The sequence below is a fragment of the Paenarthrobacter sp. NPDC091669 genome (assembly GCF_044756725.1).
GTDB classification, from domain to species: domain Bacteria; phylum Actinomycetota; class Actinomycetes; order Actinomycetales; family Micrococcaceae; genus Arthrobacter; species Arthrobacter bambusae_C.
The window spans coordinates 87,029-106,097 of record NZ_JBIVTK010000005.1; the positions used below are offsets into that span (position 1 = coordinate 87,029).

16 protein-coding genes are annotated in these 19,069 nt (G+C 63.6%); 9 read left to right on the forward strand and 7 right to left on the reverse strand.

Translation table 11 applies throughout. The annotated features are described in order from the left end of the window. Positions 1 to 49 precede the first annotated feature (49 nt). From ACIQLI_RS10145 to ACIQLI_RS10155, 3 genes are all read left to right on the forward strand, one after another. Complete coding sequence (locus ACIQLI_RS10145; RefSeq protein WP_354228156.1) at positions 50 to 1,282, forward strand: cysteine desulfurase family protein; 1,233 nt, start codon at positions 50 to 52, stop codon at positions 1,280 to 1,282. A 142-nt stretch (positions 1,283 to 1,424) separates the two neighbouring features. Next, the gene (gene mnmA, locus ACIQLI_RS10150) at positions 1,425 to 2,546 is read left to right on the forward strand and encodes a tRNA 2-thiouridine(34) synthase MnmA (protein WP_354228590.1); all 1,122 of its coding nucleotides are present in this window, start codon (positions 1,425 to 1,427) and stop codon (positions 2,544 to 2,546) included. 109 nt (positions 2,547 to 2,655) lie between these two features. Further along, positions 2,656 to 4,281, forward strand: coding sequence for a hypothetical protein (locus tag ACIQLI_RS10155; protein WP_400387746.1), 1,626 nt, complete (start codon positions 2,656 to 2,658; stop codon positions 4,279 to 4,281). Between the two features lie 63 nt (positions 4,282 to 4,344). Here the strand turns inward: ACIQLI_RS10155 and ACIQLI_RS10160 are convergent, their stop codons facing one another. After that, positions 4,345 to 5,172: a caspase domain-containing protein gene (locus tag ACIQLI_RS10160; RefSeq protein ID WP_400387749.1), complete on the reverse strand. Its 828-nt coding sequence runs from the start codon at positions 5,170 to 5,172 to the stop codon at positions 4,345 to 4,347. A 247-nt stretch (positions 5,173 to 5,419) separates the two neighbouring features. Here ACIQLI_RS10160 and ACIQLI_RS10165 point away from each other — a divergent pair, with 247 nt between their 5' ends. The 6 genes from ACIQLI_RS10165 (at position 5,420) to ACIQLI_RS10190 (ending at position 12,552) form a co-directional block, all read left to right on the forward strand. Beyond that, positions 5,420 to 7,048, forward strand: coding sequence for an ABC transporter substrate-binding protein (locus ACIQLI_RS10165; protein WP_400387752.1), 1,629 nt, complete (start codon positions 5,420 to 5,422; stop codon positions 7,046 to 7,048). 128 nt (positions 7,049 to 7,176) lie between these two features. Then, the gene (locus ACIQLI_RS10170; RefSeq protein ID WP_354228164.1) at positions 7,177 to 8,268 is read left to right on the forward strand and encodes an ABC transporter permease; all 1,092 of its coding nucleotides are present in this window, start codon (positions 7,177 to 7,179) and stop codon (positions 8,266 to 8,268) included. Between the two features lie 2 nt (positions 8,269 to 8,270). Then, the gene (locus ACIQLI_RS10175) at positions 8,271 to 9,293 is read left to right on the forward strand and encodes an ABC transporter permease (RefSeq protein WP_400387756.1); all 1,023 of its coding nucleotides are present in this window, start codon (positions 8,271 to 8,273) and stop codon (positions 9,291 to 9,293) included. Continuing rightward, positions 9,290 to 10,996, forward strand: a complete 1,707-nt coding sequence (locus tag ACIQLI_RS10180) for an ABC transporter ATP-binding protein (RefSeq protein ID WP_400387759.1) — start codon at positions 9,290 to 9,292, stop codon at positions 10,994 to 10,996. Before ACIQLI_RS10175 ends, ACIQLI_RS10180 begins: the two co-directional genes overlap by 4 nt. Positions 10,997 to 11,124: 128 nt before the next feature. Continuing rightward, positions 11,125 to 11,514 (forward strand): chorismate mutase, encoded by a 390-nt coding sequence (locus ACIQLI_RS10185; protein WP_354228170.1) that lies wholly within the window; start codon positions 11,125 to 11,127, stop codon positions 11,512 to 11,514. Between the two features lie 3 nt (positions 11,515 to 11,517). Then, on the forward strand, positions 11,518 to 12,552 hold the full coding sequence (locus tag ACIQLI_RS10190) for a hypothetical protein (RefSeq protein ID WP_400387763.1): 1,035 nt from the start codon (positions 11,518 to 11,520) through the stop codon (positions 12,550 to 12,552). Between the two features lie 51 nt (positions 12,553 to 12,603). Here ACIQLI_RS10190 and ACIQLI_RS10195 read toward each other — a convergent pair whose 3' ends face one another. The 6 genes from ACIQLI_RS10195 to ACIQLI_RS10220 form a co-directional block, all read right to left on the reverse strand. Beyond that, on the reverse strand, positions 12,604 to 13,329 hold the full coding sequence (locus ACIQLI_RS10195; protein ID WP_400387766.1) for a DUF4166 domain-containing protein: 726 nt from the start codon (positions 13,327 to 13,329) through the stop codon (positions 12,604 to 12,606). Positions 13,330 to 13,353: 24 nt separating this feature from the next. After that, entirely contained in the window at positions 13,354 to 14,646 is a 1,293-nt protein-coding gene (locus ACIQLI_RS10200; protein ID WP_400387769.1) for a DUF58 domain-containing protein, read from the reverse strand. A gap of 68 nt (positions 14,647 to 14,714) precedes the next feature. After that, positions 14,715 to 15,815 carry a MoxR family ATPase gene (locus ACIQLI_RS10205; protein WP_354228178.1) on the reverse strand — a complete coding sequence of 367 codons (1,101 nt, stop codon included), beginning with the start codon at positions 15,813 to 15,815 and terminating at the stop codon, positions 14,715 to 14,717. Continuing rightward, complete coding sequence (locus ACIQLI_RS10210; RefSeq protein ID WP_400387773.1) at positions 15,812 to 17,014, reverse strand: DUF4350 domain-containing protein; 1,203 nt, start codon at positions 17,012 to 17,014, stop codon at positions 15,812 to 15,814. The genes ACIQLI_RS10205 and ACIQLI_RS10210 overlap by 4 nt, the downstream gene beginning before the upstream one ends. After that, on the reverse strand, positions 17,011 to 17,703 hold the full coding sequence (locus tag ACIQLI_RS10215) for a DUF4129 domain-containing protein (RefSeq protein WP_400387776.1): 693 nt from the start codon (positions 17,701 to 17,703) through the stop codon (positions 17,011 to 17,013). Before ACIQLI_RS10215 ends, ACIQLI_RS10210 begins: the two co-directional genes overlap by 4 nt. After that, a complete protein-coding gene (locus ACIQLI_RS10220) occupies positions 17,700 to 18,800 on the reverse strand; it encodes a glycerophosphoryl diester phosphodiesterase membrane domain-containing protein (RefSeq protein WP_400387779.1) in 1,101 nt (366 codons plus the stop codon). The genes ACIQLI_RS10215 and ACIQLI_RS10220 overlap by 4 nt, the downstream gene beginning before the upstream one ends. Between the last annotated feature and the right edge of the window lie 269 nt (positions 18,801 to 19,069).

The window sequence follows — 19,069 nt, forward strand, 5'->3', positions numbered from 1 at the left end:
GCCGCGAAAGGGACCGCTGCGTCCCCAGTCCCACCGGTAGAATGGCAAGGTGCCTGTATACCTCGATCACGCTGCCACCACGCCCCTGTCGGCTGAGGCGCTCGCTGTCATGACGCGGGAGCTGGCGCGAACCGGCAATCCGTCCTCGCTGCACGGAGCGGGACGTCGCGCCCGGCGGGCCGTAGAGGAAGCACGTGAAATGCTGGCCGCCGCAGCCGGCGCCCACCCTTCGGAGGTCATTTTCACCTCGGGTGGAACCGAAGCGGACAATTTGGCCGTCAAGGGCTTGTTCTGGGCACGCCGGGACGAGGACCCCCGCCGGACGCGGGTCCTGTGCTCCGCCGTCGAACATCATGCGGTCCTTGACACTGTGGAGTGGCTGGAGCGGCACGAAGGTGCGGACGTTGTGTGGCTGCCCGTCGATGAGTCAGGCACCGTACAGCTCGAGGTCCTCCAACGGGAGATCGAGCGGGATCCCGGATCCATTGCACTCGTCACCATCATGTGGGCCAACAATGAAGTGGGCACCATCCAACCAGTTGCGGAGATCGTTGACCTCGCAAAGCCCCATGGAATCCCGGTCCACTCCGACGCTGTTCAGGCTTTCGGTTCGGTCCCTGTGGATTTCCGGGGGAGCGGACTCTCAGCAATGTCGGTGTCCGGGCACAAGCTTGGCGGTCCGGTGGGCGTTGGCGCGCTCTTCCTGGGGAGGGCCGTGAAATTGACGCCGGTACAGCACGGTGGCGGCCAGGAACGTGATGTTCGTTCGGGAACCCTGGACACCCCGGCCATTGCGGCATTCGCCGCCGCGGCTGAGTCAGTCACCGGGAGCCTGGCCGAAGAGCGGGAACGGCTCAGCGCGTTGCGGGACCGTCTGATCGATGGCGTCCGGGCTGCCGTGCCTGACGCAGTGCTGCGGGGTGCTGTGGGAGAGGGCCGGCTTCCGGGAAATGCCCATTTCACGTTTCCGGGGTGCGAAGGCGATTCGCTTCTCTTCCTCCTTGACTTGGCAGGCGTTGAATCATCCACCGGCTCTGCCTGTACGGCAGGAGTCCCGCGCCCATCCCACGTGCTGTTGGCCATGGGCCTGGACGAGGATACTGCCCGTGGCGCCCAGCGCTTCACTTTGGGGCACAGCTCCACGGACGCGGATGTGGACTCGCTGCTGAAGGCTCTTCCCGAGGCATGCTCACGGGCACGGCAGGCAGGAATGGCCGGCCACGAGTCCAGTATCCAGACGGCGGCAACAGTGGCGCGGCAGGGATCAGCGACGTCCTTGTAGCGGTGGCCTTGGTGGGGCAGGTCAAGGAATTTAGTGGAGTCATGGTATTGCAGGCTAGAATGGATGGGCACGCCGGCTGGTCTGAGCCGGACCGTTGCCACAGCCCCCACCACAGAAAGCCAGCATGCGAGTACTTGCAGCAATGAGCGGCGGAGTTGACTCCGCCGTGGCCGCCGCCCGCGCCGTCGAGGCCGGACACGACGTCGTCGGAGTCCACCTCGCGTTGTCGCGCATGCCCGGCACCCTGCGTACCGGAAGCCGGGGATGTTGCACCATCGAGGACTCCCGTGATGCCTGGCGGGCCTGCGACGTCCTGGGAATCCCTTACTACGTGTGGGACTTCTCGGAGCGCTTCAAGGAAGACGTCGTCCAGGACTTCATTGACGAATACGCTGCGGGGCGGACGCCTAACCCCTGCATGCGCTGCAACGAGCGCATCAAGTTTGCTGCCCTGCTGGAGAAGGCCATTGCGCTTGGCTTCGACGCCGTATGCACCGGGCATTACGCCAAGGTGATCGAAGACGCCGACGGCAACCGGGAGCTGCACCGCGCGGCGGATTGGGCCAAGGACCAGAGCTACGTCCTGGGCGTCCTGACCCATGAGCAGCTCAAGCACTCCATGTTCCCGCTGGCGGACACTCCGTCCAAGGCAGAAGTGCGTGCGGAAGCTGAGCGGCGGGGCCTGTCCGTGGCCAACAAGCCGGACAGCCACGACATCTGCTTCATCTCCGACGGCGACACCCGTGGCTGGCTGGCCGAAAAGATTGAGATGACCACCGGCGACATCGTTGACGAGTCCGGGGCCAAGGTAGGCGAACATCCCGGTGCCAACGCCTTCACTGTGGGACAGCGCCGCGGATTGAAGCTGGGAACGCCGGCCGCTGATGGTAAGCCGCGCTTTGTCCTGGAGATCCGTCCCAAGGAAAACAAAGTGGTGGTGGGACCCGAAGCCTTGCTCGCCATCGACGAGATCCGGGGCATCAAGGTTTCGTGGGCAGGTTTGCCCATCTCCGAAGTTGCTACTGGTGCGGAGTTCGATTGCCACGCCCAGGTACGGGCGCACGGGGATCCCGTACCTGCACGTGCACACGTGGAAACCGTTGACGACGAATCAGGCGTTCAGCGGGCCGAACTCGTTGTCACCCTGACCGACCCGCTGCGCGGTGTGGCCCCGGGACAGACGGTGGTCCTTTACCAGGGCAGCCGGGTTTTGGGGCAGGCAACCATCGACGCCGCCCGTTCCCTTCAGCGCGTGGCTCTCTAGGAGCTCTTGCCCGCAAGACCCATTGCCTCCGGAATGGGGCGCCTCCATACTGGGCTAAGCAGCGCTTCCGCTGCGGTGTTTGGGGTCCGCATTCGGGACGGCGATGACTGTGGCATTTCCAAAAAAGAGCCCGGGAGACATCAAAGCCGGGCAGATGGTCTCGGTGACCGTTCTGGCCGAGGGGCCTATCGGTGCCCCGGGAGCACCTCCACTGACGGCACAGGTCCGTATCCCCGTTGAACGCCTCAGGCGCGGTCCTACCGGCCACCGCTACTCCATCCACATCAGGAAGTGGCGTGGAACCAGTGTGTCCCCGGTGACGTTGACGCAGCAGGGTGATCCCTGGCAGCTGATCTCGGAACCTCCGGCGGCGGGTTTGCGTGAGCTCCTGGATGACACACGTTTCCTGGCGCAGCACGTCTACGGCGTAGCCATGAGCACCTTGGACATCTTTGAAACGACGCTCGGCAGGCGCATGCCCTGGAATCCGGAAGGGCGTGTGGTCCTCAAAGCGCGGGATCTGGTCACCGCCACTGACACCGGCTACGAACGGGGAACCAACATCATCCGCTTCGGTTCCGTGGACCGGATGGGATACAAGGTCCCCACAGCCCTCTACCGGGACATCGTCGCCCACGAAGTGACCCATGCCATCCTGGACGGGTTCCGGCCGGCGTGGGCCGACCACATGGCCACCATGGAGCAGTTGGCCATGCACGAGGCCTTGGCCGACCTCGTGGCCATCCTTTCCGTCTTTTCTTCCCGCGACGTGGTGTCGCGGCAGCTTGAGGCGGCCGGTGGTGGGTTTGAGGCCGGGCAAGTAGTTGATGATGCGATCCTGATGCGGTCCCTTTTTGATTTTGCGCGTGATCTCTTTGCCCGCGGGCCACTGCGCGAGCCCTTCGTTGGCTCCGTGCCGGACGACTGGCAGTCACTGCCGGAACCGCATGCGCGGGGTGCCGTGGTGGTAGGGGCGGTGCTCCGGGCCGTCCAGCGGCTGTGGTCGGAGCGGAACGCGAGATTCGGCCACGGCCAAGGCCTGCAACAAAAGGCCGAATCAGGCTCGGTTGTGGCCACCCGGGTCCTGCGGATGGTGATCCGCGGACTTTCCTACATGCCACCCGTGGACGTCTCGTGGCGGGATCTCCTCCGCGGCATCATCGCGGCCGACCTCGACATGGTTCCCGAAGACAATTACGGATACCGCGAGGCGATCCAAACCGAGTTCTCCGCCATCGGGATACGTCGGGTCTCCTTGAACAACATCAGCGGCGTGGATAACTACCAGGGGCTCCGCTACCCCATCAGGCTTTCGGCCCTCGGCTCGGATCCCCAGGAAGTGCAGCGCTTTGTCTGGGAAAATCCCCGGCTCCTGGAGGCGGCGCGGCTGGAGCGGCGAACACCCTTGAGTTCCACGCGTGTACGTACCTCTGAGCGTGTATCCCCGGATGGATTCATCATTTCCGAGATAGGAGCCTCGTTCATCCAGACGGTCCGGATGAGCCGACGGGAAGCGTATGTGCGCCTTGGCTTGAAAACCCGGAGGGACTTCGTGGACATCCGTGGGGGAGGGCTGTTGCGCTTCGACGCCGGTGGCCGGCTGGTGTATGCGGCCCTCAAGCCCGTGATGGACAGGGAACGTCAAGGGCAGATGTTCGGTTCGGACCAGCACCACGATGCGGAGGAGGCCGCCTCCTCCGGAGTCCGGGATAAGTTCCACGGCACCGGGGACTAAGCTTCCGGCAGCCAGCGGCCCCATCCTTGCGCCCTGTTCAGGCGCCCTATCCTTGCGCCCTGTTCAGGCGCCCCACGCGGCCTTGCGTGCCGCCGTCGAGCCTTCCAGTTGGGCGATCTGATCGAATCCGCCGGACTTGAGGCCCTTGCTGACCTGTTTCAGGATCTCGGCCCGCGCCACCGTACCGTCACCCATGAGGGCCTTCACGAAGTTGTAGGTAAAGGCGCCGTTGTACCGTCCCTCTATGAAGGCGTCGGCAGCGGTCTGGTCTGAGCGGCAGGCTGCCATCAGAACCGGTGCGGAGAGCTTGGCTGTCTTGACCATGTCCCGCAGGCTGCGGGTGTCCTTGGATTCATTGGCGATGACTGCCCGGGGCGTGGGCGCCGGCAGGAAACGGGGGCGGCGTCCGGGAAGGAGGTCCAAGGACTTCAGGCCCGTTCCGCTGTGGCAGGTGTCCAGCACAACATCCATCAGGACACCCTTGGGCAGCCGGGCAAACAAGGCTGCCAGTTCGTCGTCGGTGATCACCGTGGCGGCATCCCAGCGATCACCGAGGTTGTTGATGTCGTAACACGCAAAGGCCTCGTCCAAGCGGTCGCTTTCGTCGCCGCTGGTGTCCGGCACTTGGGTTCCATGGCTGGAAAAGGTGAACACGATGTGGGTGGCGGTACCCGCCACGGCAGCGTCCACCAACGAGTTGAGCGCCGCCATGACTGTTTTTTTCACCGCTTTGGCGTCCCGCAGCACAGTGATGTTGGAACCTTCGAAGCCATAGTGTTTTTCAAGCATGGCTGCCAGGTCTTCGGCATCGTTGACGCAGCCGTTGAGCCAGCTGGCTTGGGGTAGAAACTTGAACTTGTTGATCCCTACACAAAGTGCTGCCTTGCTCATGTGCTTGTCCTTTGGGCGGTCTTTCAGTGAGTGGGGACTCGGGACCTACGATATTCCGGCGCGTCACCCGGAGCAATGGCCGGGAGGCACTCGAAGAAAGCTACTGGAAAGTAAATTTTGTGTCTCAAATCACTAAAATGAGGGTTCGCGGCCAGCGAAGTCTGGTTGAATCGAGGCACTAAGAGTGTGCGCCGTCACAAATATCCCACGGCGGCGCGCCGAATCCATCGAACAGAAGGTTCATCAGATGGCACTGAACAAGAAGGCCCTGCACGGCGCTATCGCGCTGGCGGGCATTTCCGCGCTCGCCCTGACGGCATGCACGGGACCCTCCGGCGGCGGCTCCTCGTCCGCCCCGGCCGCCGCAGGCCCCATCGCCTACGGCACCACAGACAAGGTCACGTCACTGGACCCCGCTGGATCCTATGACAACGGTTCGTTCATGGTGATGAACCAGATCTATTCCTTCCTCTTGAACTCCAAGCCCGGTGGCGCGGAACCCGTGCCCGACCTCGCGGAATCGTCGTCGTTCACGACGCCGTCCGAGTACACGGTCAAGCTCAAATCCGGATTGAAGTGGGCCAATGGCCACACCTTGGATTCCAAGGACGTCAAGTTCTCGTTTGACCGCCAGGTGGCGATCAATGACCCCGCTGGTCCGGCGTCGTTGCTGACCAACATCGAGAGCGTCACTGCGCCCGACGCCACCACCGTGGTGTTCAAGCTCAAGAACGCCAACGACCAAACGTTCAGCCAGATCCTCAGCAGCCCTGCCGCGCCGATCATCGACGACGAAGTCTTCCCGGCAGACAAAGTGCTCTCCGACGACGAGATCATCAAGGCCAACGCGTTCCATGGCCAGTACACCATTGACAGCTACAAGAAGAATGAGCTCGTCAGCTTCAAAGCGTTCGCGGACTACCAGGGCGTTCTGGGGAAGCCGGCAAACGATGCAGCCACCATCAAGTACTACGCCAGTCCCACCAACCTGAAGCTGGAAATCCAGCAGGGAGCCATTGACGTTGCTTTCCGAAGCCTGAGCGCGACCGACATCGACGATCTCCGCAAGGACTCCAAGGTCAAGGTACTCACGGGGCCCGGTGGCGAAATCCGCTACATCACGTTCAACTTCGACACCATGCCGTACGGAACCAAGGCAGCGGGCGCGGACCCGGCCAAGGCGCTGGCCGTACGCCAGGCCGTGGCCAACCTTGTTGACCGCCAGGCAATCGCCGACCAGGTTTACAAGGGCACCTACCTGCCGTTGTACTCCAACGTTCCGAGTGGATTCCTGGGCGCCAACGAGTCGTTCAAGGACGCTTATGGTGATGCCGGCAAGCCGAGCCTGGACAAGGCCAAGAAAGTCCTGGCCGACGCCGGGATCACCGAACCCGTGGCCCTGAACCTCCAGTACAACCCGGACCACTACGGCGGATCCTCGGGCGATGAGTACGCCATGGTCAAGGAGCAGTTGGAGAAGTCCGGCCTCTTCACAGTGAACCTGCAGTCCACCGAGTGGGTCACCTACAGCAAGGCCAGCCGTGCCGATGAATACCCGTTGTTCCAGTTCGGCTGGTTCCCGGACTTCAGCGATGCCGACAACTACCTGACTCCGTTCTTCCCGGAGGGTGGCTTCCTGAAGAACCACTACAACAACGCCACCGTGAACGAACTGATCAGCAAGCAGCTCACTGATGCGGACAAGACCAGCCGCGAGTCGGCCATCAAGGATGTCCAGAATGCCCTCGCCAAGGACATTTCCACGCTGCCCCTGCTCCAGGGTGCGCAGGTGGCTGTGGTGGGAAGTGGCGTGAACGGCGTCGACAAGACGCTGGATCCGTCCTTCAAGTTCCGTCTGGGAGTCATTTCCAAGTAACCGCACCACTGTGACCAGAAGGCAGGCGGGACACTGATCCGGTGTCCCGCCTCCTTTGCTGACCACCATCTTGGCCGGCACGCATGAGCCAATCCCGCGCAATCCACGGGCAGGAAATACAGGTAATAATGACAACACTTATTGAGGTACCCGAGGCCGAGCCCGGGATCGTTGCTCCGAAGAGCAAGTCCAAAGCCGGGGGAGGGCTCGGCCGATACATCGTGATCCGGTTCTTCCTGATCATCCCCACCGTCTTCATCCTGGTGACACTGGTGTTCTTCCTGATGAGGGTCATTGGAGATCCCATCACGGCATCACAAGGTGGCCGGCTTCCTCCGGATGTCCTGGCCCAGCGCATCCACGACGCCGGCTACGACCGCCCCATTCTGATCCAGTACTTCGAATACATCGGCCAGCTCCTCACGGGCAATTTCGGCACCACCATTACAGACCGGCGTCCAGTGGTGGAGGTGCTGACCACCTTCGGTGCAGCCACCCTTGAGCTTTCCATCAATGCACTGATCGTCGCCCTCCTGGTGGGTATCCCATTCGGTCTCATTGCGGCCCAGCACCGGGATAAGACTCCGGATGCACTGCTGAGGTTCTTTGCGATCCTGTGCTACGCAACGCCTGTCTTTTTCGCCGGCCTGCTTCTCAAGCTGACGTTCTCCGTGTGGCTCGGATGGTTCCCGGTGGCAGGCCGTGCCTCCACCCGCACGGAACTGACCATGAGCGGTCTGGCTGCACCATCAGGCATCTATTGGCTGGACGCGCTCCGCAGCGGCAACTTCACGGCCCTGGGGGACATCGCTTCCCATGCGGTCCTCCCTGCCCTTGCCCTCGGCCTGCTCACGGCCGGCGTCTTCCTGCGCCTGGTACGCACCAACGTTATTGGCACACTGGGTAAGGACTACGTCGAGGCCGGGCGTTCCAGGGGTGTCAGCGAGTTCCGGTTGGTGACCAAGCACGCTTACAAGCCGGCGTTGATCCCCATCATTACCGTGATGGGCCTTCAGATTGCCCTGATGCTGGGCGGCGCCATCCTGACGGAAACCACCTTTGAATGGAAGGGGCTGGGGTACCAGTTGGTGCAGTACCTGAATGCCCGCGACTTTGTGGCCGTCCAGGGAATCGTCGTGCTGCTGGCCATCATTGTGGCCGTCACCAACTTCATCGTGGACATCATTGCCGCGCTCATCGACCCCCGAGTGAGGTACTGACCATGAGCACTCCAGCACTGACCGCACCCAAGCAGCCGTTCTTCTCCCGGCTGCCCGTCGTCTCCCATTTCAAGAAGAGTGTCGGCCTCCAACGAGGCATGTTGATTGTGGGTCTCGTCCTGACCGGGCTTTTGATCCTCACCAGTACCTTCGCGCCGCTGCTTGCACCCTACGGCTACTCACAACTCAGCGATGCTTCCGGTTCTTTCCCCACCCAGGAAGCTCCGGGCGGCAAGCACCTGCTCGGAACAACCGTCAGCGGCTATGACGTCCTATCCCGGGTTATCTGGGGATCCCAGACCGCTGTCACAGTCATTGTTGTGTCAGTTGCCATGTCGATTTTCCTTGGCGTTGCCCTGGGCTTGCTCAGCGGCTACTTCGGCGGCTGGCTGGACCGGATCCTGGTGGTGGTGGCCGACGCCATCTACGCTTTCCCCACCTTGCTCCTGGCCATCGTCATCTCGATCGTCATCAGCCGGGGTCAGTCCAGCTTCTGGGGTGGCATCTTCTCCTGCGCTTTCTCCATCACCGTGGTCTTCGTGCCGCAGTACTTCAGAGTGATCCGGGCAGAGACCATCCGCCTCAAGGCTGAACCGTTTGTCGAGTCGGCCAAGGTACTGGGGGCTTCCAGCACGCGCATTATCGGGCGCCACATCTTCAAGAACGCCACGCGGACCCTGCCGCTCATGTTCACACTCAACGCATCCGAGGCGATCCTCACCCTCGCGGGGCTGGGCTTCCTGGGCTTCGGCATCGAGCCTACCTCTGCCGCTGAATGGGGGTTTGACCTGAATAAGGCGCTGGCTGATACCTCGTCCGGGATTTGGTGGACCGGTGTCTTCCCCGGCATCGCCATTGTGCTCACCGTCCTGGGCCTGACCTTGGTGGGCGAAAGCATCAACGACCTCAACGACCCCCGGATCCGTGGACGCAAGCGGGCGGGCGGGACGCCGGCAGCACCGACCCCGGCAGCCCCCGCAGCACCAACAGCAGCGTCTACGCCGGCAGAAACAGGTAAGCCATGACTACCAACCTTGGACATGTTCCGGACCAGGCCGGCAGCGACCGGCCCGTCCTTACCATCGACCGGCTCCAAGTCACCTTCGCCACCGACGGCGGGGACGTCCACGCCGTCAAGGATGTCAGCCTTGACGTGAAGGCCGGCGAGGTCGTTGCAATCGTGGGGGAGTCGGGATCCGGAAAGACCGTGACCGCCAAGACCATCCTCGGCTTGCTTCCTGAAACGGCCATCAGTTCCGGGGCTGTGCTGATCAACGGCAACAATGTGATCAGCGTCAGCAAATCCACGCTGCGCAAGATCCGTGGCCGCGATGTTGCCATGGTGTTCCAGGAACCGTCCACCGCGTTGAACCCGGTCTTTACTGTCGGCTGGCAGATTGCCGAAGGCATCCGGGCACACGCAACCGACGGCAAACACGTCTCGGCCAAAGAGGCCAAGCAGCGGGCCACCGAGGCATTGCGCAAGGTGGGCATCCCGGACCCCGAAACACGGGTCAACTATTACCCGCATCAGTTCTCCGGCGGCCAGAAACAACGTGTGGTCATCGCGGCCGCGCTTGCCCTGAACCCGGGCCTCATTGTGGCCGATGAGCCGACCACTGCCCTGGACGTCACCGTCCAGGCCGAAATCCTGCAACTCCTGCGGGATCTGCGAGACAACTACGGCACGTCGATTGTCCTCATCACCCACAACATGGGCGTGGTGGCAGACTTGGCGGACCGGGTGGTGGTCATGTACCAGGGAGACGTAGTGGAGGAAGCCCCTTCCAGGGCCCTCTTCGCGGAACCACGGGAGGACTACACCAAGAAGCTGCTGGCCGCCGTTCCACATCTGGGACGCCATTCAGCCTCCGAAGGTGCGCGGGCCAGGCTTCATCAGGACGGCAAGGTCCTGGTGGAAGCGAAAAACCTCACCATCGAATATCCGGGGCGGTTCGGCCGCCACGGCTTCAAGGCCGTGGACAACGTCAGCTTTACGGTCTCGGAGAACGAGGTCTTCGGCCTGGTGGGCGAGTCCGGTTCCGGCAAGTCCACCATTGGCCGTGCCATTGCCGGTCTGAACCGCGTGACGGGTGGCAGCTTGAAGGTGCTCGGCTACGAGATGCTGGATTTCAAGGAACGCTCCTTCCGCCCGCTCCGCAAGGAGATCGGTTTCGTTTTCCAGGACCCGGCAGCCTCGTTCAACCCACATCTCACCATCGGTGAGTGCGTCGCCGAGCCCCTGATGATCCACACCAAACCAGGCGCGGCTGAGGCGAGGAAAAAGGTAGGCGAGCTGCTCGAATCAGTCCAGCTGCCGGCGTCGTACGCGCAACGCTATCCGCACGAGCTGTCCGGCGGACAGCGGCAGCGCGCTTCCTTGGCGAGGTCGCTTGCGCTGAACCCGCGCCTCCTGATCGCCGACGAACCGACGTCCGCCCTGGACGTTTCGGTCCAGGCGAAAGTCCTGGACCTGTTCAAGGACATCCAGGAGCAGTTCGGCTTTGCAGCCCTCTTCATCAGCCACGACCTCGCGGTAGTGGACATGTTGTCCCACTGGGTGGGCGTGCTCTACAAGGGGCAACTGGTGGAGCAGGGGATCGGCAACCACGTGATGGGATCACCCCAACACGACTACACCAAGAGGCTCATCGCGTCCCTTCCGGTGCCGGACCCTGATGAGCAAGCACGACGGCGGGAGGCTCACCGCGCGCTCTTGGGCGGCTAGGCCGGGCAACTCTGGATTCCGGAAGGAAGGAAAGGCACGTTCCGTGGCCAGGGGCGTGCCTTTCCTGATGCCCCGGCCGGAAAGGTAACACCCGCGGCGCTGCCGGCCAGCACCATAGACTGGTGTGCATGACCGAGCAGAACCATGCCCTTCCCGATGACGCCGATTCCTTCAACCCGGCAGCGAGCTCCCTGGCCGGCCAAGTGGACCGCGCCGTCATGGATGAGTTGCTGTCCATCCGGTCCAGCATCGACAACATTGACGCCACCCTTGTTTTCCTGCTCGCTGAGCGTTTCAAAGCCACCCAAAAGGTAGGCATTCTCAAAGCCACGCACAAGCTTCCAGCCGGAGACCCGGGCCGGGAATCAGCACAGATTGCCCGCCTCCGCCGTCTCGCCGAAGATGCGCACCTGGATCCGGCGTTCGCCGAGAAATTCCTGAACTTCATCATCAGCGAAGTGATCCGCCACCACGAGGCAATCGCCGAGGATCACCAGATTTCACGCCGGCAGGCTTGATCCATGGCATCAGTGAATGACCTGCGCGCCAGCGCAACCGCCCTGGGGCCGTGGCCAGGCACCGATCCCGCCGAGGCACTACGGATCATCCGCGGTGAGCTCGGTGACCCGCACCTTCCGTTCCTGGCCGAACTTCCGGACCGCGGAGTAGGCTCCGACGCCGTGGGCCGTTCGGGCTCCCTGCTGCTGGACCTGGCCCTCGACGTCCAGCCGCATGGGTGGAGGCTCGTGGACCGGCCCGGGAAGGACGCCCAACGTGCCCGATCTGCATTGTCCACGGACATCAATGTCCTGGCCGACGCAGCCGGGGCCGAGGACGTTTCTGCGTCTGGGTTCAAGATCCGGGTGCTGGGTCCGCTAAGCCTTGCTGCCAATCTCTACCTCCACAATGGAGAACGTGCGCTTCTTGACCATGGAGCCCGCCGGGACATTGCTGAGTCCCTGGCCGCCGGCGTTGGAGAGCATATCCGCCGGGTCTCCGGAGCAGTGCCGGGCGCTGACATTGTGGTCCAGGTGGACGAGCCGGACATCGCATCGGTCATGGCCGGGACCATTCCGACAGCAAGCGGCTACAGAACGCTGCGGTCCGTGTCCGGTGAAGAGGTCACAGGGGCCTGGCGGTTGGTGATCGAGGCACTCAAGGCGGCCGGCGTCGTCGAGACCGTGGTTTCTGTACCAGAGATCGAAGCGCCGATCGAACGGATTCTGGCTGCTGGAGCAGACGGCCTGGCCGTCCCCCTGAGGGCGCTGACCATGCGTCAGTGGGAGCAGTTGGCCGCTGCCGTGGAAAGCGGCAAGCGTGTTTGGGCAGGCGCGTTGCCCACCCACGATCCGCAGGCACAGCTGCCGCGGACGTCGGACATCGTGGAGAGTATCTGGAAGCCGTGGCGCCAGCTTGGCCTGCCCGCTGCGGGCCTGGCTGGACTGCGTGTCACTCCCTCCACGGGACTCGCTGGCTACACGCCTGCAGCTGCCATGAACGTATTGACGAAACTCACCCAGGTGGCCGACGGGCTGGACCAGCTGGCACAAGGCTGAGGGGGCTGCTCGGCAGGAACCCGACGTGCTGCCCTGCGCTGGGCCGGCCCGTCAGATTCGCTGTTCCCAGTGCTGCGGTTCTGCATAGCGCGGGAGCGTCGTACCCGGGGCGGCCCCCGGCAGATAGGGGGCCAACCTGTAATCGAAGCGTCCGGCATAGACAAGTACCAAGCCAATCTGCGGCTGGATAACCTTGACCTGGATGCGGTGTTTGCCCTCGGCGCTGTCCCACCATTGCTCTGCGTAGGCGCGTGCGTCCAGGGCAGCGGGCAACGGAATGCGCAGCGGCCCCAGAAGGAGTCGGCTCGCGTTGGAAACACCACGAAGCCTTCCCTCGGACGTGACACTGACATCCAGATCCGTTACCAGCCGCCGATACCGTCCCACGTGGTCCACCAACCGGGCCCGCTGCTTGGTGTTGCCCTGTCCGGGGCCCGGAACGATGGCGCTGGTCGTATCGTGGAACAGCCTCGTCTTTGAGGGGAAGTAGATCTCCCGCCGTGCTGTAAGGGCCGGTCGTCCAAAGGGATCCACATGCGCGTGGTTCTCTATCCTGAACCGGATGCCTTCGCCGTATTCAGGAAAGAACGCTTCCTCACTGCCCGTGAGGGCAAGCAGCGGCCGCAACCATTTCTGCCGGCAGCCCACTACATCAAAGACGCCTTCGCCTATCCCATAGGAGCCGGAACCCGCTGCGAGCGAAAAGTACTCCTGAAGCTCGGGAGTCAGCTTGGTGAAGTCATCGCCGAGTGCCAGCTGGTAAATGGGCGCATTCATGGCAGTCCTTTCAGGACGTGGGAACTAGAGTCTTCCGGCCGCTTTGAGCCGGATGTAGGTGTCAGCAAGCAGGGGTGGGACCTCAAGTGGTTCGGCATCCACCACTTCGGCGCCCAGCTGCCGCAGCTGGGCCGTGACCGCGGCGCGTTCCAGCAGGGCGCGTTCGGCCGCTGCCGCCCGGAATACCTGGCTTGCCGTAGTCCTTTCCTCCTTCATGGCAGCGAGCAGGGGATCCCTGACTGATGCCACCACCACCACATGTTGGCGGGACAACTGCGCCACCGTGGGGAGGAGGCCCTCTTCGGGGGCGCCGCCGTCGAGCGCTGTCAACAGCACCACCAGTGATCGGTGCGCCGAGACCGCCCTCACCTGTCCAGGAATTTGTTGCCAGTCCAGCTCAATCAGTTCTGCCTCCAACGGGGCCATGGCCTGGACCAGCTGGCCCAGCATGTTGCTTTTGGAGGCCGACTCGACCCGGGCACGCAACCTGCGGTCGTACGCGAGGAAGTCAACGCGGTCTCCTCCGCGTTCGGCCAGCACGGAGAGCAGCAACGCCGCTTCAATGCCGGTATCCAGGCGGGGCTCGTCCTCGATTCGGGCGGCAGCGGTGCGGGAGGTATCCAGGACAATGACCACGCGTCTGTCGCGTTCGGGGCGCCAGGTGCGTACCACCACGGAGGTGCGGCGCGCCGTAGCCCGCCAGTCGATGGAGCGGACGTCATCACCCCGCACGTAATCGCGAAGGGAATCGAATTCCGTTCCGGCTCCACGGATCTGCACGGCGGCCCTGCCGTCAAGTTCCCGGAGCTTCCGGAGCTTGGAAGGCAGATGGCGTTTGGAGTGGAAAGGGGGCAGGACCCGCAGATGCCCGGGAAGCGCACGCGTACGCTGCCTGGCGGCGAGCCCGAGTGGTCCCAGGGACCTGATGGTGACGTGGGGGCTTTCCAGGTCACCGCGGCGCCGGGGAACCAGTGCCACCCTCATGCGTCGCCGCTCGCCAGGGGGAACAACCAGGGACTGCTCATTAGCGACGGCACCGGCAGAAGGCTGCCAGGCATCCCTGACTTTCGCACGCAGCGTCCGCCGGGTGGGGTTGGCAACAGTCACCACTGTCTCCACCTGGCCCTCCAGCGTCACGTTTCCCGGGTGCTGGCGGTCCAAGCCAAGACGTGCCGGAGAGGCAGCCAGGAGCAGGTCGAGGACAAGCAACAGCAACAAACCCACGGTGACGAACAGGACCGTGCTCCAGGCCGGAAACAGCACCAGCGGAATGAGGCCGGCCACGGCAAGCACCACGAATCGACCCGTGATGGCCATTCAGGCCGCCTCGGTCAGGCCGGCGTCGGAAATCACCCGCGTGCCCGAAGCCACCTGCGGGCCCGACCTCACCGCGGCACCGGAACGGAGGCCAGGATGCTGCCCAGGACATCATCCACCTGGATGCCGTCCATCTGGGCTTCTGGTCGAAGGCCAACACGGTGCCGCAAGCATGGCAAAGACAGGGCCTTGACGTCGTCGGGGGTGACAAAGGTCCGTCCGGACAGCCAAGCCCAGGCCTTGGACGTATTGAGCAGCGCCGTGGCGCCACGGGGGGAGACCCCGAGCTGGAAGGATGGAGCGGACCGGGTGGCGCGGACAACGTCAACGATGTACGCCAGGATTTCCGGGGCCACCGCTACGTGGGCTACTGCGGCCTGGGCTGCGGAAAGCTCGGCGGCGCCGGCCACCGGCCGCACACCGGCGGCGGCGAGGTTCCTCGGATCGAAGCCGCTTGCGTGGCGGCGGATGACCTCGATTTCCTCGGCCCTTCCGGGCAAAGGCATGGTCAGTTTGAGGAGGAACCGGTCAAGTTGGGCCTCGGGAAGGGGATAGGTGCCTTCATACTCCACCGGGTTCTGCGTCGCCGCCACGATGAACGGGCTCGGCAGTGGGCGGGAGACACCATCCACGGAAACCTGGCGCTCTTCCATGGCTTCCAGGAGGGACGCCTGGGTCTTGGGAGGGGTGCGGTTGATTTCATCCGCGAGCATGATGTTGGTGAAGACGGGGCCTTCACGGAAAGTGAACTCCGACGAGTGGGAATCGTAGACCAACGATCCCGTGACGTCACCCGGCATGAGGTCGGGGGTGAACTGGACACGTTTGGTATCCAGGCTCAAAGCCGTGGACAACGCCCTCACCAACAGGGTCTTGGCCACGCCTGGGACGCCCTCCAAGAGGACGTGGCCCCCGCAGAGCAGCGCAATGAGCATACCGGTGACGGTGGGATCCTGGCCTACTACGGCTTTGCCCACTTCGGCGCGGACGTTCAGCAGCGACTGCCGGGCGGGGTCTTCCGGCGCAGAGCGGTGCCCGTTTCCCGAGGCATCTCCTCCCTGCGGCACAGTCTGCTGCGGCAAGCCCCGGTGGGGGACGCCCTGTTGGGGCGGGACACCACCGGTGTGTTGGCTGTTGCTGTCGGTGTAGCTGTTCGGCTGGCTGCTCATCGGGCGGTCGCCTCCTGTTCGATTCGTTCGATCTGTTGTGCCCATTGCACCAGTTGTCCTTCGTTGTCCGGCCGGACGTCGAGCAGCACTGACCTGACTTCTGAGGCCGGCCGCTCCACATGTCTGGCTGAGGCATCCACAATTGCCTCCGGGGTGGCATCCACCCCCAGGTTGAAATGCCGCGCCAAGCGGGCCAAGGTGCCCGCCCGGAGGTTCTCGGCCGCACGCGCCACTGCCCGCGAGTCCTGATAAAGGCGCGCCCTGCCTTCTGCGGTCTCGGCAGCTTTCACCACGACGGGAAGTGGCTCGAAAACCAGCGGGCCCAGGCGTCGGCCCCGCCACGCGATGGCCAGGAGCGCCACGATTCCCAGCCACGGTCCCACGAACGCCAGCCACCGGGGCGCCAACTCGTTCAGGGTAGGTGTTGAATCAGTCGTGGCGAGGTCACCGACTCCGGGCAAGTACCAGACAAGGTTCTGATCCTTGCCCAGGGTACGGAGCGCGAGGGCCGCGTTGCCGTCCGACGCGAGGTGCTGGTTGTCGAGCAAGTCCGTACTGCCAAAGACCACCACCCGGCCGTCGCCGGATGCCACATAAAGACCCGAGGCCATGCCCGCGACGGGATAGCACACTACGGGTCCCGAATAGATGAAGCCTTGGGCAGAGACCGTGCCCGCCGATGCGGCATCGTCCTGGTCGCAGCGGGGTTCAAGACCCTTCGCTGCTTCAGGTACCACGCCGCCGGGCCGGAAGTCCTGCTCCAGCGCGTTGAGTGTCCTGAGGCGCGGATTGACCAGCACCACGTGGTCCGCGGCATCCGTGATGCCTTCCAGCTGTGTCCGGTCGAGGAAACCGCGGGGGTCGTAGAGGAGGACCGTGGCATCATCCCGGTCGGCCAAGGCATCCATGGTCTCCGCCAAGGTATCCGTGGCTGTCACCGCTACGCCGTGGCGCCCCAGGATTTCAGCCAACGCCATGGCGCCATCCGGGGCCGGATTCCGGGCGGACAGCTGCCGCGGATCCTTGGCGCCCGAGACACTCGAAACAGCCAGGTAGGTCACCAAGCCGGCCAGGAGCGCGCCAATGAGGATCCATGTCAGATGTTTCCGGAACCAGACGCGAAAACCTTTGCCCGTGGGCTGTTGGAGGGCAGCATCGTCGCCTTGGATCGTGGTGTCCTTCGCCAACGATGTGGTCATCGGGGCACCGCGAATCCGGTGTGGACCTGTCCGGCAAAGTCAGGTTTCATCTCCAGAAGGTCTGCATCGAGTCCGCGAACAGTCTCAAAGTCAGTGGCTGAGGCACCCTGCCCGCCATAGCGCACAGCGTCAAAAAGGCGGGCGGCTGCATCCAGCCGGGATTGCGCGGAGCCGAACACCTGTCCAAGCTGACCTGCCGCTTCATCAGCCGTCCGGCCTGCGCGCGGGTCTATGATGTCACGCTCCTCCGCGGAGCGGACCAAGGCCCGGAACTGGTCGACGACGGCGGCCGGCCAGTTGCCGTCGTCGGCCGCGGTTGCCGCACGCTTCCTGTAGCCTTCCGCATCCACGTTGTCGTCATCCCCGTAGATGTCGACTGCAGAGGCTTTTCGGCGTGCATTCAGCCTGGGACGGACCACAACAACTGCAGCGATGATGATCGCAAGGCCCACAGCGATCATCAAAGGAACGGCAAGGTCAGGTCCCTGGCCCATGTCGCCGCCATCCAACGATGACAACCAGTCGAGAAAATCACGCCACAACTGCTCCAGCCAAGCAGGTTGGGCGTCCGGGTATTGGGGTTTGGAAAGTTCTTCAGCCGCCCAACGCCGCCCCTCTTCGCGGTCCGGCGTCACGGGCGGCTCCATGGCCGCGAAGAAGGTGGATGCATCCAACAGGCCCAGTGTCATGCCGGTGGCCGTGGCCCGGACGGAGGCGCAGACGGGAACGGCCCGCCGTTCGGTGACGGAAACTGCCCGCCGTTCGGTGGCCACGTGGGGGCTTGGGGCTGGGTCGACGGGTATCCGGCTTGGGCCGGGTTTCCGGGTTGGGCCGGCGGGCCGCCCGGCACGCCATCAGGATCGGCGCCGGTTTCCATCAGTCGCATCAGTTCAACGTCCAAACCATCCCGGCGCATCCGCAGATCCATATAGATCAAAGCGAACACCGAGGCTTGGAAAGCGAACGTCACGGACCCCACCAACGCGCCGATCGCTGAAGAAATCACCGTGGTGATCACCAAGGTGGAAGCAACCGACTCAGCGTCCGGGTGGGGAGTAACCACCTCGCCAATGGCCGCTGCCGCCAGGGAAGCCGGGATTTGGACAATCTGGGCGATGACGCCCACCATTATGGCGACCACAAGGGTAATGCCGAAGATTCGCCACCAGTTGTTCCTGGTCAGCTGCCAGGACCTGAGAAGTCCGCCGAAGACACCTGTCCGCTCAACCACGATTGCGGCGGGCGCCAGCATCAACTTCAGCCCGATCCACACGAAGGCCACTACCGACCCAAGGCCCAGAGGCAAGACAAGGAGCAGGGCTCCGGGGCCCATGGCCGTGAACAACAGCACCGCAATCCCCACCACCGCAGTTGCTGCCAGGAGCCCGCCGAGTGTGAGCAGGAGAGCAACGCCCAACAGCGGCCAGATCCTTCGACCGGCAAGTTTCCACATCTGTTTGAAGCCTGTACGCCTGTTGAGGACCGAGCGCGCCACCGGCACCACCAGGACCCCTTGAAGGACCGAACCAAGAAAACCGATCAGGACCGAGACACCCAAAGTGCCGGCCATGATGGCCAGGAAGGGACCCATGGCTTCAGTGAATTCCGCCTCGGTGCTGACGGATTCAAAGGACATTGACAGCTGGAACATCCCCACGGTGACGATCCCGATGAACACCGCACCGAGTGCTTGTACGATCAGCGCTGATCCAAACATGGAAGCTGCGTTGCGACGGATCGTCTGGAAGGAGCCATCCAGGATCTCGCCGAACTGCAGTGGACGCAAGGGAATTATGCCTGGCTTGGGAGGAGCGACGTAGAGGGGTTGTCCATAAGGAGGGCCCGGCGGCCAACCGGGTGCCGGTTGGCCCTGGCCATATTGTCCACCGCCCTGGGGAGCCGCCCATGCCGGGGGACCGCCCCACTGCGGCTGGTTGCCCCACTGCGGCTGATTGCCGTGCTCTGGCTGTGACAAAATATCCTCCCCATAAGACCCGGCGCGCCGGCATCCGACGTCCCCCACACGGACCTTGGCACCCAGCCTATAGTCCCGCC

What these genes read in the sequence shown, in the direction of transcription:
- mnmA (WP_354228590.1), top strand. Translation starts at nt 1,425, where the DNA reads ATGAGCGGCGGAGTTGACTCCGCCGTGGCCGCCGCCCGCGCCGTCGAG.
- ACIQLI_RS10160 (WP_400387749.1), bottom strand. Translation starts at nt 5,172, where the DNA reads ATGAGCAAGGCAGCACTTTGTGTAGGGATCAACAAGTTCAAGTTTCTA.
- ACIQLI_RS10165 (WP_400387752.1), top strand. Translation starts at nt 5,420, where the DNA reads ATGGCACTGAACAAGAAGGCCCTGCACGGCGCTATCGCGCTGGCGGGC.
- ACIQLI_RS10170 (WP_354228164.1), top strand. Translation starts at nt 7,177, where the DNA reads ATGACAACACTTATTGAGGTACCCGAGGCCGAGCCCGGGATCGTTGCT.
- ACIQLI_RS10175 (WP_400387756.1), top strand. Translation starts at nt 8,271, where the DNA reads ATGAGCACTCCAGCACTGACCGCACCCAAGCAGCCGTTCTTCTCCCGG.
- ACIQLI_RS10180 (WP_400387759.1), top strand. Translation starts at nt 9,290, where the DNA reads ATGACTACCAACCTTGGACATGTTCCGGACCAGGCCGGCAGCGACCGG.
- ACIQLI_RS10185 (WP_354228170.1), top strand. Translation starts at nt 11,125, where the DNA reads ATGACCGAGCAGAACCATGCCCTTCCCGATGACGCCGATTCCTTCAAC.
- ACIQLI_RS10190 (WP_400387763.1), top strand. Translation starts at nt 11,518, where the DNA reads ATGGCATCAGTGAATGACCTGCGCGCCAGCGCAACCGCCCTGGGGCCG.
- ACIQLI_RS10195 (WP_400387766.1), bottom strand. Translation starts at nt 13,329, where the DNA reads ATGAATGCGCCCATTTACCAGCTGGCACTCGGCGATGACTTCACCAAG.
- ACIQLI_RS10200 (WP_400387769.1), bottom strand. Translation starts at nt 14,646, where the DNA reads ATGGCCATCACGGGTCGATTCGTGGTGCTTGCCGTGGCCGGCCTCATT.
- ACIQLI_RS10205 (WP_354228178.1), bottom strand. Translation starts at nt 15,815, where the DNA reads ATGAGCAGCCAGCCGAACAGCTACACCGACAGCAACAGCCAACACACC.
- ACIQLI_RS10210 (WP_400387773.1), bottom strand. Translation starts at nt 17,014, where the DNA reads ATGACCACATCGTTGGCGAAGGACACCACGATCCAAGGCGACGATGCT.
- ACIQLI_RS10215 (WP_400387776.1), bottom strand. Translation starts at nt 17,703, where the DNA reads ATGACACTGGGCCTGTTGGATGCATCCACCTTCTTCGCGGCCATGGAG.